The organism is Bradyrhizobium sp. BR 1432 (genome assembly GCF_051547705.1).
GTDB lineage: Bacteria > Pseudomonadota > Alphaproteobacteria > Rhizobiales > Xanthobacteraceae > Bradyrhizobium > Bradyrhizobium zhanjiangense.
In genome coordinates this window covers 2,142,622-2,158,915 of the sequence record NZ_JBPUGF010000003.1, presented here as the reverse complement: position 1 = coordinate 2,158,915, position 16,294 = coordinate 2,142,622, and the positions used below count along the sequence as shown (strand labels likewise).

The window sequence follows — 16,294 nt, the reverse complement described above, 5'->3', positions numbered from 1 at the left end:
CTTGCACCGGTTATGGTTAATAAAGCGTTGAGTGATGTGGTCACTGTCGCACCCTCCCCTGGAGGGGGAGGGTCGCTACGCATGCAGCGAAGCGAAATGCGTAGCGGGGTGGGGTGACGGTCTCTCCGCAATGAGCACTGCCCGAGTGGAGAGATCACCCCACCCCGTCTCACATTTCGCTGCGCTCAATGTGAGCCGACCCTCCCCCTCCAGGGGAGGGTAAGCGCAGCACACTTCGAGTTTACAATTACGCGCTCACACCAACCCCGATCGGGCAGGACACGCCGGTGCCGCCGAGGCCGCAATAGCCGGCGGGATTCTTGGCCAGATATTGCTGATGGTAGTCTTCGGCGAAGTAGAATTCGCTGGCGGGCGCGATCTCGGTGGTGATGGCACCGATCCCTTTTGCGGCGAGCGCCTTCTGGTAGAGCGCCTTCGACTCCTCGGCGGCCTTCTTCTGCGCGTCGCTGAAGGTGTAGATGGCGCTGCGGTACTGCGTGCCGACGTCGTTGCCCTGGCGCATGCCCTGCGTCGGGTTGTGGCTCTCCCAGAACGTCTTCAAGAGCCTCTCGTAGGAGATCTTGCTCGGATCGAACACGACCAGCACCACTTCGGTATGGGCGGTGCGGCCCGAACAGACCTCTTCATAAGTCGGGTTCGGCGTGTGACCGCCGGCATAGCCGACCGCGGTCGCGTAGACGCCATCGCCGAGCTGCCAGAACTTGCGCTCGGCGCCCCAGAAGCAGCCGAGCCCGAACATCGCCTGCTCGAGACCGGCGGGATAAGGCGGCTGCAGCTTCACGCCGTTGACGAAATGGGTGGTCGCGGTCGGGATGGCTTGCGCACGGCCGGGCAGCGCCTCAGTTGCGCTCGGCAATGCGGTGGTCTTGCGCATGAACAGCATGATGGGTCTCCGAAACGAGCTGTCCGTCGCGTGAGCGAGCTCAAGAGGTCGAGCGCTCAGGCGGCGTGCTCGCGATCAGGTGGGAATATAGGCATCTACGCAGCGACAGGCAGCTCTGTTACGCGGCCCGCGCGCGCTCAATCCCGGGAATTGAAAGCTCAATCCCGGGAATAGCCGATCAGCGGTTTGCGCGGGCGGAACAGGATCATCAGCAAAATGCCGAGAATGCCGAGGACGGCGAAAACCGGCTGATCCAGCACTAGGCGGATCACCGAAGTCCAGAGCCAGGGCGCCTTGGCCTCGACCCAGGTCCGGAACGCGGTCTGGCTGGCCTGATTGATGTCGTTCCAGAACTGGCCGAACCGGGTGAATTTGAGGGTCTGGTCGGCCACCCAGCGGGCGCCGTCATAGACCATGAAGATGAACCCGCCGGCGAGCAGCAACAGCCCAATCAGTCGGAAAAAGCCGCGGATCATGCCTCACCTGCCATGGTCGTGCGATCGGACGACCCTCCAGAATGTTGCCAGCCAATAGCCGGGCGACGGCAGAAATTCAACCTCTTCAGGGCGTTACGGCCCGCCTCCAGCCCGTTCAGGCCGGTTTTCCAGCTCCCGAAAGCGTTGACGGTGCGAAAGACCCTCTCTATAAGGGCGCCAACTGGCGGTGGGCGCAATCCTGCCGCCGCTGTTCTTTGAGCAGGTGCAGGCCCTTTGAGGCCTCATGTTCCCGGGACAGCCCAGCAACCGAACACCCTAAATCCGAGCGTCGATTCCGCGGTCAAGCAGCCGGCGCTACCCGACCAAGACGCGACCGGTACCGCAAAGGACATTGAGACCATGGCCAATACCACTTCCGCCAAGAAAGCGACGCGCAAGATCGCCCGCCGCACCGCCGTCAACAAGTCGCGCCGCACCCAGATGCGCGGCGCCGTGCGCACCGTCGAGGAAGCCATCAAGACCGGCGATCGCGCCGCTGCCGTCAAGGCGCTGGCGAGTGCCGAGCCGGCCTTGATGCGCGCCGCCCAGCGCAACATCATTCACAAGAACAACGCCAGCCGCAAAGTCTCGCGCCTCACCGCGCAGATTGCCAAGCTCGCGAAGTAGTCTTCCGGCATCCGATCGGTCGATCCGATCGGCGCGTCAAACAGCCCGGCATCGCGCCGGGCTTTTTTGTTGGCTGTCATATTCAGGCAAGCCGTCACGGCACGATCGATCCTCGGATTGGAAGATCTGTATCGCCTGCGCTATTCTTCGTTCCGTAATTTTACTGCCGAAATTTTGCAACAGCGGAAACTTTCACCGCGTTGCAAAAACCCCTGTGCTGCGGGCTCGAATTGAATCCGCGGGCGACGAAACTTCTGCACACCGTAGATTCACAGGAACGCGTCTCGGCGTGGAGTTACCCTGCAAAACGAGTCTCGAAAAGCGATGACTCAATAATCACTTATCAACATAGCAGCGAGAAGCATTTGGAAAATTCGCTCGCGCGTCGGGTGCGTGACGAATTTTTAAAAGTTTTTTGGCGTAGGCGGAGAATTGTCACACGAGGCGCGGCATTTTCGATTCTGTGCACGAATCCAAAAACTTGCTTCGGAGCCTGTGAACAACTCGCGCGCGGCGTTAACGCAGATCAAGTTTTTTGGCGCCTCAAGTGTGAATCAATTTCGTTGCGAGTCTTTCCGCTTAGTGTATTCCTTAAGTCGTTCGCGGCGCCCACGATCTTGAGACCAGCGCGGTTTTGGAAACGGGGCGAGCGTGCAAATCGGCGGCGGTGTGCACGTAGGCGACGCTTCAACAAGCGATTGTCGGTTCGAAACCCATAGCAATGTGGGAATGGTAGCTCTTTGTCTGAATGTCTCCAAGCGGGATCTCAACTGTCCCGCTCGCGCCAGGCGCAAATGAGAGACGTCGTAAAGCTACCCCGATAGACGCGAGGCGAAGCCGAACGAACGGCGAGTACAGACGGGCAGGGCATCCGCGACTGGGGCTTTCAGGGGCGGCTGTCTTTTCACACGCAGGACCTTGTCGTGAGCAATCACGGCGGGACGGGGAGGTATCATGTCCTACGGATTCAACGCGGTATTGACACAGTTTCGTTCTTTCGACGATGCCGTCTCCGATCCGTCAAGCGACCAGCCTCCGACGTGTGAGGGCGCGCAGAGTACGCGCTGACCTCGCGACCCCTCCATCTCCGACATCGCTGATCTGACCCGCGGCGTTTCCGCCGAACGGTCGAGCCGTGTCTGATGATGGACTTGCTTGAGGTCGCGCCATCCCAGGGATTTCGGCAGGAACCCTGCATGGCGCTCACAACGCAACCTTATCTCTCAAGAGAAGTTTTCTGACGATGACAATGGAACAGGATCGCTGGTCACGCGTGAAGGGTCGGCTGCGCTCGAGCGTTGGCGAAGACGTTTACACGAGCTGGTTTGCGCGCATGGATCTGGAAGGCGTGCAGGACGAGAGCGTGCGAACTCTCGGTGCCGACGCGCTTCCTGAAGAGCTGGATTCAGGCCCATTATGCCGAGCGCGTGCTGTCGTGCTGGCAGGCCGAGATGCCGGAAGTGCATCGTATCGATCTCACGGTCCGCTCGGCGGTGCGCCCGGTCGCGCAGCCGAAGGAAGCGCCCGCCCCGGTCGAGGCGCGCCGCGCGCCGACCCCGGAGCTGCGCTCGACCGCGACCGCGCCGGTCTCGGCCAATCACGACGCGCTCGGCGGCTCGCCGCTCGATCCGCGCCTGACCTTCGCGAGCTTCGTCGTCGGCCGCTCCAACACGCTGGCGCATGCGGCCGCGCGCCAAGTCGCCGAAGGACGCCGCGGCGACCCAGTGATGTTCAACCCGCTCTACATCCATGCCGGCGTCGGCCTCGGCAAGACGCATCTGCTCCAGGCGGTGACCTGGGCCGGCAATTCCGGCAACGAGCGCAAGGTGCTGTATCTCACCGCGGAAAAATTCATGTACGGCTTCGTCGCCGCGCTGAAGACGCAGACGGCGCTCGCTTTCAAGGAAGCGCTGCGCGGCATCGACGTGCTCGTCATCGACGATCTCCAATTCCTGCAGGGCAAGTCGACGCAGGCCGAGTTCTGTCACACGCTGAACGCGCTGATCGACGCCGGCCGCCAAGTCGTGATCGCGGCCGACCGTCCGCCGTCCGATCTCGAGAGCCTGGACGATCGCGTCCGCTCGCGGCTCGCCGGCGGCCTCGTGGTCGAGATGGGCTCGCTCGGCGAGGAGCTGCGGCACGGCATCCTCAAGTCGCGCGTTGCCGCGGCCCGCGCCCACCATGCGACGTTCGAGGTGCCCGAGGAGGTGCTGCATTATCTGGCGCGCACCATTACCCATAACGGCCGCGACCTCGAAGGCGCGATCAACCGTCTGCTCGCGCACTCGAAACTCAACAACCGGCCGGTGACGCTGGAAATGGCCGAGCACGAGGTGCGCGACCTTGTCCGGCCGCAGGAGCCCAAGCGGATCAAGATCGAGGACATCCAGCGCGTGGTGGCGCGGCAGTACAACGTCAGCCGCTCCGATCTGCTGTCCTCACGCCGGACCGCCAACGTGGTCCGCCCGCGCCAGGTGGCGATGTATCTCGCCAAGACGCTGACCCTGCGCTCGCTGCCCGAGATCGGCCGCCGCTTCGGCGGACGCGACCACACCACCGTGCTGCACGCCGTGCGCAAGATCGAGGCCCTGGTCTCCAAGGACACGGCGCTGTCCGAGGAAGTGGAGTCGCTGAAGCGCCAGCTTCAGGAATAAACGCCTAGGGCTGCCGCCATTCTCCCGCCGCCCCGGCCATGCCTGGGCGGCGGCCTTCGTTTGGGCGGTAAATCGTGGGGAACTGCCTCCGATCCCTTGAATCCGGGGGCCATCCGCGCCACCTTGCGCGACCCTGACAGCTTTGGTCATATCGGCAGGAATGATCCGGCTTTTCGGGGTCTTCGGTGCCGTGGCGCGCGTCCCGCTGCCCGGCCTTCTCAACGCTGTGTTTTCCTTGGGGATCGGGCGAGTAATGCAATGAAGGTTACGGTCGAACGCGCGCAATTGCTGAAGTCGCTGGGCCATGTCCATCGCGTGGTCGAGCGCCGCAACACGATTCCGATCCTCGGCAACGTGCTGGTCCGCGCCGAGAATGCGAAATTGTCGCTGAAGGCGACCGACCTCGACCTCGAGGTCACGGAGACGCTACCTGCGGAAACCGCGACCGCGGGCTCCACCACTGTGCCGGCGCACATGTTCTACGACATCGTCCGCAAGCTGCCGGACGGCTCGCAGATCGTGCTTGAGGCCGACGGCGATCGCGCGGTGCTGGCGATCCGCGCAGGCCGCTCGCGCTTCACGCTGCAGACCCTGCCGGAGAATGATTTCCCGGATCTGGCCGCCGGCGACATGTCGCACTCGTTCTCGCTCGCCGCCAAGGACGTCAAGCGGTTGATCGACCGCACCCAGTTCGCGATCTCGACCGAGGAGACGCGCTATTACCTCAATGGCATCTATCTGCACGCCGCCGGCACCGCCAAGGCGGCGACCCTGCGCGGCGTCGCCACCGATGGCCACCGCCTCGCCCAGCTCGACCTGGTCCAGCCCAAGGGCGCCGAGGGCATGCCCGGCGTCATCGTGCCGCGCAAGACTGTCGGCGAGGTGCAGCGCCTGATCGAGGACACCGAGGCCGAGATGACGATCGAGCTGTCGCAGGCCAAGATCCGCTTCACCATCGGCAATGTGGTGCTGACCTCGAAGCTGATCGACGGCACCTTCCCCGACTACGGCCGCGTCATCCCGCAGGGCAATGACAAGGAGCTCGTCGTCGACAAGAAGGATTTTGAGAACGCGGTCGACCGTGTTTCGACGATTTCGAGCGAGCGCGGGCGGGCGGTGAAACTGTCGCTGTCGGCGGGCAAGCTGGTGCTGTCGGTGACCAATCCGGATTCCGGCAGCGCGACCGAAGAGCTGGAGGTCGAATACGCCTCCGACGCTCTCGATATCGGCTTCAACTCCCGCTACCTGCTCGACATCGCCGCCCAGATCGAAGGCGACGTCGCAACACTCAGGCTCGCCGACCCCGGCTCCCCCACCCTGGTGCAAGACCGCGACGACAAGAGCGCACTGTACGTGCTGATGCCGATGCGGGTGTGAGCGAGGTGCTCCCTCGCCAACGCAGATTGCCTTTAGAGCCGAACGCGATGCGCATTGCTGTGCCCTCTCCCCTTGTGGGAGAGGGCAGCTCCGCTGGAGGAGACACAGTCGGTCGGGTGAGGGGTTAGTGCCGCAGGATCCGTCCCATCGGCCAGTCCCCAAACGTCTCCGCCAATTTGCGAAGAATATGCGGCACGAACCGACGGACGCAGAAGCGGCCATGTGGCGCTTGCTCAGGGATCGTCGGCTCTCCAGCTACAAGTTTCGCCGGCAAGTTCCATTCAAGAACTACGTTCTCGATTTCGTCTGTTTCGACAAGCGCCTCGTGATCGAGATTGACGGAAGTCAGCATGCGGGATCGCAGCGTGATGCAGTTCGCGAAGCCGCACTTTTCGCAGAAGGTTTCGCGGTCGCGCGCTATTGGAACAACGACGTTTTGCAGCAATCCGTGTCCGTATTAGAGGATATTCTTGCAAAGCTTGCCGGGCGGTAAGATACCCCTCACCCGTCGCCTCACTGCGTGAGGCGCCACCCTCCCCCACAAGGGGGGAGGGAAAGCAAAGCCCGGCAATGACGAGCTGATATGACCCCCTCCCGCATTCATCGTCTGACGCTGACGCAGTTTCGCAATTATCGGGCGGCGGGGCTCGAGACGGCGGCTGACATGGTGGCGCTGGTCGGGCCGAATGGGGCGGGCAAGACCAATTGCATCGAGGCGATCTCGTTCCTGTCGCCGGGGCGGGGCTTGCGGCGCGCGACGCTGGAAGACGTCGCCGACAACCAGGGCGACGGCTCCTGGGCGGTGTCGGCGCAGGTCGAGGGCGCGCTGGGGCTGGCGACGCTCGGCACCGGCATCGATGCGCCGCGCACTGACGCCGCCATCAGCCGGCGCTGCCGTATCGACCGCGAGCCGGTCAATTCCGCCGCCAGCTTCGGCGACCACATCCGCATGGTGTGGCTGACGCCGGCGATGGACGGGCTGTTCATGGGCGCGGCCTCGGAGCGGCGGCGCTTCTTCGAACCGCCTGGTGCTCGCCATCAGACAGCGACCATTCCAGCCGGATCAACGCACTGGAACGCTCGTTGCGCTCGCGCAACCGCCTGCTCGAGGCACGCAATTACGACGATCATTGGTGTGACGCGATCGAGCGCGAGACCGCCGAGCTTGCGGTCGCGGTGGCCGCAACGCGCGGCCAGACCGCGGCACGGCTGACCGGCATGCTCAATGCGCGCGCGCAAGCCTCGGCCTTTCCGTCGGCACAAATCGCGCTCGACGGCTGGATGGAGAACGCGCTGCTTCAGGAGACCGCGACGTCGGTCGAGGACCGCTACCGCCAGATCCTGCGCGACAACCGTCCGCGCGACGCCATCGCCGGCCGCACCACCGACGGCCCGCACCTCACCGATCTCCAGGTCATCTACGCGCCCAAGAGCATGCCGGCGCGCGATGCCTCCACCGGCGAGCAGAAGGCGCTCTTGATCGGCCTCGTGCTGGCGCATGCGACGCTGGTGGCGGAAATGACCGGCATCGTACCGCTGCTGCTGCTCGACGAGGTCGTCGCCCATCTCGATCCGAACCGCCGCGCGGCGCTGTTCGAGGAGCTGAAGAAGCTCGGCGCACAAGTGTGGTTGACCGGTGCGGACCCTGCCGCCTTCGCCGAGATCGGCGCGGGAGGCGAGGTCTTTGACGTCGAGAGCGGACGCGTCTCCGCCCGTAGGTAGGCCGCTGCATTGAACCCGCCCGGTTCCGTCAGCGACTAGCTGCCAGAGGCCGCTGGAAGCGGCCATCGCGCAAGATTTCCAACACGCGCGATATCCTTGGAGCGTGAGCATGACGACGGTGAGGCCTGGGGTGCGAGCTCCGGCACGATGGCAAGTTTTTGCGTGCGGCCTTGCTCTCTTCGCAAGCTGCCTGCTCGCGGCAAGCGCCGGCGCCTTTGTGTCGAATCTGCCGCCGCTCTTTTCTGCCGCGCTCACGCTGGATCCGGATGCCAAGCTGCCTGCGCCGACCCGCTACAGCTATCGCGGGATCCACACCACCGTGATGCCGGGCATCGAAGCCCCGCTCCGGACCCGGCTCGAAGCCACCGTGCCCGCAGGGCTCGACGACGTCCTCGCCTTCTATCGCACGGAGCTCGGAAAGCTCGGCTGGCAGGAGCAGGATGGCGCGGTGATCACCGCCGATCACGTGCGCCTCGACTTCGTCTCCCCAATCGGGCCGGCAGCGCTGGAGCTCGACCGCAAGGCCGGCAGCACCTCGGTCCACCTCGTGCAGAAGAATTCGGATGCAGCGACCCGGGCGAACGTCCTGCCCGCACCCGGCCAGGCGAAGCTGGTGTTCAGCAACATCGGCGAGCAGGAAGCCGTGCTCACGATCAACGAGCGGACCATCCCGCGCCCCGCCGGCGCGAACGCCGTCGCGCTGGATCTTGGGCCCGGCAAATACTCCTACAGACTGGGCGTGCCGGACCGCCCGGCCATCACGAACAGTCTCACCGTCGCCGCCGGCGATACCTGGGAGCTCACGGTCGGGCGCGACGGTGAGGCGTGGCCGCCGCTCCAGCTGTATTGAGGGCTCCGAAACTGACCTTTCCGTTCCCACAAATTCAAGGGTTTTCGAGGCCCCAAACGGGCCTTCGAATCGGGCTTTTTGCAGCGCGCTGAATCGGCTTTCGAAAGCCTTGAAAATCGGTCCAAAAACCCTATCTTCCCAAAGGGTTGCGAGGAGATACTTTGCGCTAGGCGCAAACCCTCTTTCATGGCACAAATAGCCTGCAAATCAGCGCCTTTTGCGCCGCTGATTCGGGCGACATCTCAAAGGCCTCTCATGACAGAACCTGCTCGGCAGCCGCGTGCCGAAAACGAGCCCTCCAACGCGAGCGACTACGGCGCGGAATCGATCCGCGTGCTCAAGGGTCTCGATGCCGTCCGCAAGCGCCCGGGCATGTATATCGGCGACACCGACGACGGCTCGGGCCTGCACCACATGGTCTACGAGGTCGTCGACAACGCCATCGACGAGGCGCTGGCGGGTCACGCCACGCGCGTCGACGTCATCCTCAACGCTGACAATTCCGTCACGGTGCGCGACGACGGCCGCGGCATTCCCGTCGACATCCACAAGGGCGAAGGCATCTCCGCGGCCGAGGTCATCATGACCCAGCTGCATGCCGGCGGAAAATTCGACCAGAATTCCTACAAGGTCTCCGGTGGCCTGCACGGCGTCGGCGTCTCCGTCGTCAACGCGCTGTCCAGCAAGCTCGGCTTGCGGATCTGGCGCGACGACAAGGAGCACTACATCGAGTTCGCCCATGGCGATGCCGTGGCGCCGCTCAAGGTCGTTGGCGATGCGCCGGGCAAGCGCGGCACCGAGGTGACGTTCCTGGCCTCGACCGAGACGTTCAAGAACGTCGAATATGATTTCGCCACGCTCGAGCACCGTCTGCGCGAGCTCGCCTTCCTCAATTCCGGCGTCAACATCGCGCTCTCCGACACGCGCCACGCGGTCGAGAAGCGCGAGGAGATGCACTATTCCGGCGGCGTCGAGGAGTTCGTCAAATATCTCGACCGCAACAAGAAGTCCCTGGTGCCCAAGCCAATCATGGTGCGCGCGGAAGCCAACGGCATCGGCGTCGAGGCTGCTTTGTGGTGGAACGACAGCTACCACGAGAACGTGCTCTGCTTCACCAACAACATCCCACAGCGTGACGGCGGTACCCATCTGGCCGGCTTCCGCGGCGCGCTGACGCGCCAGGTCAACGGTTATGCCGAGGCCAATGCGAAAAAGGAAAAGATCGCGCTGACCGGCGACGACTGCCGCGAAGGCCTCACCGCCGTGCTGTCGGTGAAGGTGCCGGACCCGAAGTTTTCGTCGCAAACCAAGGACAAGCTGGTGTCCTCGGAGGTGCGTCCCGTGGTCGAGAACGTCCTCAACGAGGCGCTCCAGGCCTGGTTCGAGGAGCACCCGAGCGAAGCCAAGATGATCGTCGGCAAGGTGATCCAGGCCGCCGCCGCCCGCGAAGCCGCACGAAAGGCGCGCGAGCTGACGCGCAAGAGCCCGCTCTCGGTCTCGTCGCTGCCGGGCAAGCTCGCCGACTGTCAGGAAAAGGATCCGGCCAAATCCGAGCTCTTCATCGTCGAGGGCGACTCGGCAGGCGGCAGTGCCAAGCAGGGCCGCAACCGCGAATTCCAGGCGGTGCTGCCGCTGCGCGGCAAGATCCTCAACGTGGAACGCGTTCGTTCCGACACGATGCTGAAGAGCGAGCAGATCGGCACGCTGATCACCGCCCTCGGCACCGGTATCGGCGACGAATTCTCCATCGAGAAGCTGCGCTACCACAAGATCATCGTGATGACGGACGCCGACGTCGACGGCGCTCACATCCGCACGCTGCTGCTGACCTTCTTTTACCGGCAGATGCACGACATCATCGACGGCGGCTATCTCTACATCGCCCAGCCGCCGCTCTATAAGGTCTCCAGAGGCAAGTCCGAGCAATACCTGAAGGACGAGCGCGCGCTGGAGGATTACCTGATCGACGCCGGGCTCGACGATTGCGTGTTCGTTCCCGGCACCGGCGGCGACCGCACCGGGCGCGATCTGCGCTCGCTGGTCGACGACGCCCGCGTGGTCCGCAGCATCCTGCGCAATTTGCACAGCCGCTATAACCGCAAAGTGGTCGAGCAGGCCGCCATCACCGGCGTGCTGAACAAGTCGATCTACGGCAATCCCGAGAACGCGGCGGCCGCCGCGCAATATATCGCGAGCCGGCTGGACAACCAGGCCGAGGAGGTCGAGCGCGGCTGGGTCGGGCAATTCGTCGAGGGCCAGGGGTTCCTGTTCGAGCGCACCGTGCGCGGCGTCAAGGAAGCGGCTGTCATCGACGACGCGCTGCTCGGCTCGGCCGAGGCCCGCAAGCTCGACGAGTACACGACGAAGCTCCAGGACGTCTACGCCCGCTCCGGCAAGCTGCGGCGCAAGGACAGCGAGCACGTGGTGCACGGTCCGGTCGATCTGTTCGAGGCGGTCACCGATTCCGGGCGCAAGGGCATCGCGCTGCAGCGCTACAAAGGTCTCGGCGAGATGAACCCGGAGCAACTCTGGGAGACCACGCTCGACACCGAGGCGCGCTCGCTCTTGCAGGTGAAGGTCAAGGAGGTCGACGAGGCCGACGACATCTTCACCAAGCTGATGGGCGACGTGGTCGAGCCGCGCCGCGACTTCATCCAGGAACATTCGCTGAGTGCGACGATCGATATCTAGCGCGCGACGCGTTTTTGCTTGACCGGTGCTGACCGCGAGCAAAGATCACCTCTCCCGTAGGGAGAGGTCGGAGCGCATCGCTAGATGCGATCCGGGTGAGGGGATCTGATTTCACTGGGTGTCGCGGGCCCTCACCCGGATTGCACTGGACGATGCTTCGCATCGCCAGGCGCAATCCGACCTCTCCCCGTCGGGGAGAGGTGAGGCCCCCCTGAACCTCACCTCCCGCCATCGCGACGAAGTGGCATGAACCCGCGGGCCATTCCGGCCGGGAAGCGCTCACGCCATGACCAGCTCCGCAATGACCAGTTCCACCGCGCCATCCCGCCGGCTCGGCATCATCGGCAGCATCGTCGGCGTGCTGGCGCTGATGGCCGCCGTGCTGCCGCGTTGGGTCGTGCCGATCGTGTTTCCGCCGCCGCCAGCGGAGCAGGTCATCGTCGACACGGGACATCGCATCAAGGACCGCGTGATGGCGCGGGTGAAGGGCGTAGAGTATCAGGCTCCCAGGATCGAAAAATCCGCGGCGCGAAGCTGGAGTGAAACCGCATCGGTCACCGCGATCTCGCTCGGCCTGCTCGCTATCCTGCTCTCGGTGCTCGCGCTCATCTTCCGGGAAGAGCGGCTCCTCGCCGCCGTGGCCGCCACGCTCGGCACCGGCGCCATCGCGATCGAAATTTCCTACGTCATGATCGGCGCGCTGATCCTGATTGCCATCCTTTACGTGGTCGGGAATATCATTGGGTTGTTCTAAGGGCCGCCTGTCACAAGCTCCCGAGGGACGGGCTCGAGCCACGGCCACCACAATTGCTCCCGCGCTCAATTCTCTGTAGTTTCCGCCTCCGAAACAGCCCCACCAACAGGACAGCGAGAACCCCGTGGCGCCCATCCAATACATCGTCGAGGGCGGTCACCGGCTCTCGGGCTCGATCGAGCCGTCCGGCAACAAGAACTCGGCGCTGCCGATCATCGCGGCGGCACTGCTGACCGAGCATCCGGTGACGCTTCAGAACGTGCCGCGGATCCGCGACACCGAGACGCTGGTCGAGCTGATCCGCTCGGTCGGCGCCGCGGCGGAGTGGACCGCGCGCAATACGCTGCGCATCCATGCCAAGAGCATCCGCGCCGCCGATCTCGACCCCGAGCTGTGCGTGCGCATCCGCGCCTCGATTCTGTTGGCGGGTCCCCTGCTCGCCCGCTGCGGCGAAGTGATGCTGCCGCCGCCCGGCGGCGACGTCATCGGCCGCCGACGTCTCGACACCCATGTGCTGGCGCTGGAGCAGCTGGGCGCAAAGGTCACCGCGACCGACCGGCTCGAATTCCGTGCGCCGAAGCTCGCCGGTGCGGACGTGTTCCTGGACGAGCCGAGCGTCACCGCGACCGAGAACGCGCTGGTCGCAGCTGTCGCCGCCGATGGCGTCACTTATCTGCGCAATGCCGCGTCCGAGCCGCATGTGCAGGACCTCGCCAATTTCCTGGTCGCGCTCGGCGCGAAGATCGAGGGCATCGGCACCAACACCATGATCGTGGATGGTCCGGCGACACTGGGGGAAGCGACCTACTCCATCCAGCCCGATCATATCGAGGTCGGCTCGCTGATCGGCCTTGCCGCCGTGACGCGTTCGCCCTTGCGCATCGTGCGTGCCGGTGTCGAGCACCTGCGCTCGATCCGCATGGGATTCGAGCGGCTCGGCATCGTCTGCCGCGTCGAGGGCGACGACCTCATCGTGCCCTCGAACCAGACGCTGAAGATCCAGGACGATTTCGGCGGCCACGTGCCGAAGCTGGAGGACCAACCCTGGCCGGCCTTCCCGGCCGATTTGATGTCGATCGCGATCGTCACCGCCACGCAATGCGAGGGCGTGATCCTGATGTTCGAGAAGATGTTCGAATCGCGGATGTTCTTCGTCGACAAGCTGATCGCGATGGGCGCGCGCATCGTGCTGTGCGACCCGCATCGCGCCATCATCGCCGGCCCCAGCCGCCTGCGCGGCGCGCCGATGACCTCGCCCGACATCCGCGCCGGCATGGCGATGCTGCTCGCCGCGGTCTGCGCCGAGGGCACCTCGACCATCAACAACGCCGACCAGATCGAGCGCGGCTACGAGCGCATCGAGGAACGGCTGAACGCACTGGGTGCGAAGATCAAGCGCGTGCCGGAACGGAAGGGCTAGCTCTTCCCTTCTCCCCTTGCCGGAGAGGGCAAAAAAACCTCGCACCATCTCGTGCCCCGAACGCAGTATCGTAGGGTGGGCAAAGTGAAGCGTGCCCACCGCTTCTGTTGCGATGTTGGATCGATGGTGGGCACGGCGCAAGCGCGCCTTTGCCCACCCTACAATTCCGAGCTAGCGGATAGAAACCCATCACCCGTCTCGCCGCTATCGCGGCGAGCCACCCTCGCCAGCAAGGGGAGAGGAAAAAAGCACGGGCCATGTTTTCGACGTGTGGCTGTGCTAGGGACCGGCCATGCTCGACACCGTGCAACATCATGCGCAGCCGCAAGCCGGCGCGCCGTCAAACCATCTCGCCGATGAATTCGCCGAGACGTTGCGGCTGGCCGTGCCGATGATGCTGACGCAGCTCGGGCAGATCGCGATGATCACGACCGATCTCGCGATGATCGGCCGGCTCGGCGAGGACGCGGTGGCCGCGGCGGCGCTGGCGCATACGGTCTATTTCGTCAGCTTCACCTTCGGACTCGGATTGATGTCAGCGGTGTCGCCGCTCGCCGCGCAGGCCTTTGGCGCCGGCGATGTCAGGCTGATCCGCCGTTCCTTGCGCGTCGGATTGTGGGTCGCACTGCTGATCTCGCTGCCGATGATGGCCTCGCCGCTCTATGGCGAGCAGATCCTGCTCGTGCTCGGGCAGGCGCCGGATTCTGCCGCGCTGGCCCAGCGCTATCTCAACGGGCTGGCCTGGGGCATTGCGCCGGCGCTCGGTTTCATCGCGCTGCGCAGCATGATGAGCGCGGTGAACCGGCCGCAGGCTCCGCTCTGGATCACGCTCGCCGCGATCCCCGCCAATGCCGCGCTGGTCTATGTCCTGATCCATGGCCTGTTCGGCCTGCCGAAGCTCGGCCTGCTCGGCGCGGGGCTTGCGACCACGCTGGTCAATCTCGGCACCTTCCTCGCCGCGCTCACTATTGCCGCGTGGCGAAAACCGTTCGCGGACTATCACCCGCTCGTCCATTTCTGGCGGATCGACTGGCCCCTGATGCGCCAGCTCATCGCGATCGGCGCGCCGATCTCGTTCTCGCTGCTGATGGAATACGGCCTGTTCTCCTCGGCGGCGCTGCTGATGGGGCTGATCTCGACCACCGCGCTCGCCGCGCATCAGATCGCGCTCCAGGTCACCGCCGTGCTGTTCATGGTGCCGCTCGGCATCGGCATGGCTGCCACCGTGCGCGTCGGCCACGCCTTCGGCCGCAACGAGCCGGCCGGCGTCCGGCGCGCGGGGCTCGTTGCCGCCGTGCTCGGCATTGCGTTCGTCGCGGCCCTGACTGTCGCGATCATCCTCGGCCGCTATGAGCTGGGACGGCTGTTCTTCGGCAGCAGCGAGGCCAGCGCGCCGACCGTCGCGCTGACCGCGACACTTTTGCTGGTCGGCGCGACTTTCTTCATCGCCGATGCGCTCCAGACCATCATGGGCGGCGCCCTGCGCGGCATCAATGACACCCAGATGACGCTTGTGTTCGCAGCAACAGGCTATTGGTGCGTCGGCTTCCCGATCGCCTGGGTCCTCGCCTTCCACGCCAGCCTCGGCGCGGTCGGCGTCTGGATCGGGCTGTCGATCGGATCGTTCGTTTATGCCGGCCTGTTGATCTTGCGCTTTGGCATGCTGACGCGCAAACTGGCGGGATGACAGGCTCGGTTCGCGAAGTCACACCCGATGTCGATGCCGGCGCTGTACTATCAGGCGCGCAGTTCATCGATGCCTTTCGTGTAGAGGTCGGCGCGACGCAATTGAGCGCCCGCGAGGCCTGCACCCGAATGGTGCTGCACGGGCCGCGCTGGATCGATGCGCTGACGCGCTTGCGCAACATCCTGGTGAAACCCTTCAGACTGAAGACGTCGGGCGAAGGTGCTCCGGCTCCGTACGGGATGATCGGCCTGTTTCCAGTGCTGAGCGAAACGCCGGAGCAGCTCATCGCCGGGTTTGACGACTACCATCTCGATTTCCGCGTCGTGGTTGACGTCGCCGGCGACGGGGCGGACCAGCAGGTGACATTGACCACGTTGGTGCGGACCAACAATCTGCTCGGGCGTACCTACCTCACGCTGATCGTACCGTTCCACAAGCTCGTGGCCCGCAGCATGATGGGAGACATCGTGGAGCCGGCCGGATGACGCTGTCCGTCGATCTCTTCTACTCCTACCGCAGTCCCTTCAGCTATCTGGCCCTGCCCAAGACACTGAATCTCGTCGCCGAGTATGACCTCGCGGTCAACCTGCGGCCGGTCTACCCGCTCGCGGTCCGCGTGCCTGGATTCTTCAAGAAGGCCAGCCCGAACTTCATTCGCTATGTGGTGCTCGACAGCACGCGTGTGGCGCAGCACGAGGGCATTCCGTTCCGCTTTCCAAGGCCCGATCCGATCGTGCAGGACAAGACGACGCTCGACGTTGCGGCGGAGCAGCCTTACATCCACCGCCTGACCCGGCTGGGCGCGATGGCGCAGCTCGAGGGCCGCTCGCTCGAATTCACACATGCGATCGCGCGCGTGCTATGGGACGGTTCGGTGGCGGGATGGAACGAGGGCGCTCATCTCGCGCGCGCGGCCGAGAAGGCCGGCTTCGATCTTGCCGCCATGGATGCCGCAATCACCGCTGACCCGGATCGCTACGAGCAGGTGATCGCGGAGAACGAGAAGGACCACGCCGCGTCGGGCCATTGGGGCGTGCCGACCTTCGTGTTCGAGAACGAGCCGTTCTTCGGCCAGGACCGCATCGACCTCTTGGTCTGGCGCATGCAGAGCAAGGGGCTGAAGCGGCGCTAG

13 protein-coding genes and 2 pseudogenes are annotated in these 16,294 nt (G+C 64.6%); 12 read left to right on the top strand and 3 right to left on the bottom strand.

What is annotated here, in order from left to right:
* Positions 1-247: 247 nt before the first annotated feature.
* A complete protein-coding gene (gene msrA, locus ACSKB8_RS10285) occupies positions 248-904 on the bottom strand; it encodes a peptide-methionine (S)-S-oxide reductase MsrA (RefSeq protein WP_438103887.1) in 657 nt (218 codons plus the stop codon).
* Between the two features lie 158 nt (positions 905-1,062).
* Entirely contained in the window at positions 1,063-1,380 is a 318-nt protein-coding gene (locus tag ACSKB8_RS10280) for a hypothetical protein (RefSeq protein ID WP_091898220.1), read from the bottom strand.
* 360 nt (positions 1,381-1,740) lie between these two features.
* Here ACSKB8_RS10280 and rpsT point away from each other — a divergent pair, with 360 nt between their 5' ends.
* From rpsT to ACSKB8_RS10260, 4 genes and pseudogenes are all read left to right on the top strand, one after another.
* The gene (gene rpsT / locus ACSKB8_RS10275; RefSeq protein ID WP_028178125.1) at positions 1,741-2,007 is read left to right on the top strand and encodes a 30S ribosomal protein S20; all 267 of its coding nucleotides are present in this window, start codon (positions 1,741-1,743) and stop codon (positions 2,005-2,007) included.
* A 1,243-nt stretch (positions 2,008-3,250) separates the two neighbouring features.
* A pseudogene (dnaA, locus tag ACSKB8_RS10270) lies at positions 3,251-4,661 on the top strand (chromosomal replication initiator protein DnaA).
* Positions 4,662-4,919: 258 nt separating this feature from the next.
* Entirely contained in the window at positions 4,920-6,038 is a 1,119-nt protein-coding gene (gene dnaN, locus ACSKB8_RS10265; RefSeq protein WP_091898217.1) for a DNA polymerase III subunit beta, read from the top strand.
* 127 nt (positions 6,039-6,165) lie between these two features.
* Complete coding sequence (locus ACSKB8_RS10260; RefSeq protein WP_438103884.1) at positions 6,166-6,531, top strand: endonuclease domain-containing protein; 366 nt, start codon at positions 6,166-6,168, stop codon at positions 6,529-6,531.
* Between the two features lie 20 nt (positions 6,532-6,551).
* Here ACSKB8_RS10260 and ACSKB8_RS10255 read toward each other — a convergent pair whose 3' ends face one another.
* A complete protein-coding gene (locus ACSKB8_RS10255) occupies positions 6,552-6,638 on the bottom strand; it encodes a hypothetical protein (protein WP_370989858.1) in 87 nt (28 codons plus the stop codon).
* Between ACSKB8_RS10255 and recF the strand changes: the two are divergent.
* The 8 genes and pseudogenes from recF (at position 6,622) to ACSKB8_RS10215 (ending at position 16,294) form a co-directional block, all read left to right on the top strand.
* Positions 6,622-7,760 (top strand): annotated as a pseudogene (gene recF, locus ACSKB8_RS10250) (DNA replication/repair protein RecF). The gene ACSKB8_RS10255 and the pseudogene recF sit on opposite strands and share 17 nt — an antisense overlap.
* Positions 7,761-7,869: 109 nt before the next feature.
* Complete coding sequence (locus ACSKB8_RS10245; protein ID WP_438103883.1) at positions 7,870-8,610, top strand: hypothetical protein; 741 nt, start codon at positions 7,870-7,872, stop codon at positions 8,608-8,610.
* A gap of 255 nt (positions 8,611-8,865) precedes the next feature.
* Positions 8,866-11,301 carry a DNA topoisomerase (ATP-hydrolyzing) subunit B gene (gene gyrB, locus ACSKB8_RS10240; RefSeq protein ID WP_438103881.1) on the top strand — a complete coding sequence of 812 codons (2,436 nt, stop codon included), beginning with the start codon at positions 8,866-8,868 and terminating at the stop codon, positions 11,299-11,301.
* 286 nt (positions 11,302-11,587) lie between these two features.
* Positions 11,588-12,055: a hypothetical protein gene (locus tag ACSKB8_RS10235; protein WP_370989844.1), complete on the top strand. Its 468-nt coding sequence runs from the start codon at positions 11,588-11,590 to the stop codon at positions 12,053-12,055.
* Between the two features lie 124 nt (positions 12,056-12,179).
* Positions 12,180-13,475 carry a UDP-N-acetylglucosamine 1-carboxyvinyltransferase gene (gene murA / locus ACSKB8_RS10230; RefSeq protein WP_370989843.1) on the top strand — a complete coding sequence of 432 codons (1,296 nt, stop codon included), beginning with the start codon at positions 12,180-12,182 and terminating at the stop codon, positions 13,473-13,475.
* Positions 13,476-13,767: 292 nt separating this feature from the next.
* Entirely contained in the window at positions 13,768-15,162 is a 1,395-nt protein-coding gene (locus ACSKB8_RS10225; protein WP_438103878.1) for an MATE family efflux transporter, read from the top strand.
* Positions 15,159-15,647, top strand: a complete 489-nt coding sequence (locus ACSKB8_RS10220) for a DUF2867 domain-containing protein (RefSeq protein WP_438103877.1) — start codon at positions 15,159-15,161, stop codon at positions 15,645-15,647. The genes ACSKB8_RS10225 and ACSKB8_RS10220 overlap by 4 nt, the downstream gene beginning before the upstream one ends.
* Positions 15,644-16,294 (top strand): 2-hydroxychromene-2-carboxylate isomerase, encoded by a 651-nt coding sequence (locus ACSKB8_RS10215; RefSeq protein ID WP_438103875.1) that lies wholly within the window; start codon positions 15,644-15,646, stop codon positions 16,292-16,294. Before ACSKB8_RS10220 ends, ACSKB8_RS10215 begins: the two co-directional genes overlap by 4 nt.

What these genes read in the sequence shown, in the direction of transcription:
- msrA (WP_438103887.1), bottom strand. Translation starts at nt 904, where the DNA reads ATGCTGTTCATGCGCAAGACCACCGCATTGCCGAGCGCAACTGAGGCG.
- ACSKB8_RS10280 (WP_091898220.1), bottom strand. Translation starts at nt 1,380, where the DNA reads ATGATCCGCGGCTTTTTCCGACTGATTGGGCTGTTGCTGCTCGCCGGC.
- rpsT (WP_028178125.1), top strand. Translation starts at nt 1,741, where the DNA reads ATGGCCAATACCACTTCCGCCAAGAAAGCGACGCGCAAGATCGCCCGC.
- dnaN (WP_091898217.1), top strand. Translation starts at nt 4,920, where the DNA reads ATGAAGGTTACGGTCGAACGCGCGCAATTGCTGAAGTCGCTGGGCCAT.
- ACSKB8_RS10255 (WP_370989858.1), bottom strand. Translation starts at nt 6,638, where the DNA reads ATGCGGGAGGGGGTCATATCAGCTCGTCATTGCCGGGCTTTGCTTTCC.
- ACSKB8_RS10245 (WP_438103883.1), top strand. Translation starts at nt 7,870, where the DNA reads ATGACGACGGTGAGGCCTGGGGTGCGAGCTCCGGCACGATGGCAAGTT.
- gyrB (WP_438103881.1), top strand. Translation starts at nt 8,866, where the DNA reads ATGACAGAACCTGCTCGGCAGCCGCGTGCCGAAAACGAGCCCTCCAAC.
- ACSKB8_RS10235 (WP_370989844.1), top strand. Translation starts at nt 11,588, where the DNA reads ATGACCAGCTCCGCAATGACCAGTTCCACCGCGCCATCCCGCCGGCTC.
- ACSKB8_RS10225 (WP_438103878.1), top strand. Translation starts at nt 13,768, where the DNA reads ATGCTCGACACCGTGCAACATCATGCGCAGCCGCAAGCCGGCGCGCCG.
- ACSKB8_RS10220 (WP_438103877.1), top strand. Translation starts at nt 15,159, where the DNA reads ATGACAGGCTCGGTTCGCGAAGTCACACCCGATGTCGATGCCGGCGCT.
- ACSKB8_RS10215 (WP_438103875.1), top strand. Translation starts at nt 15,644, where the DNA reads ATGACGCTGTCCGTCGATCTCTTCTACTCCTACCGCAGTCCCTTCAGC.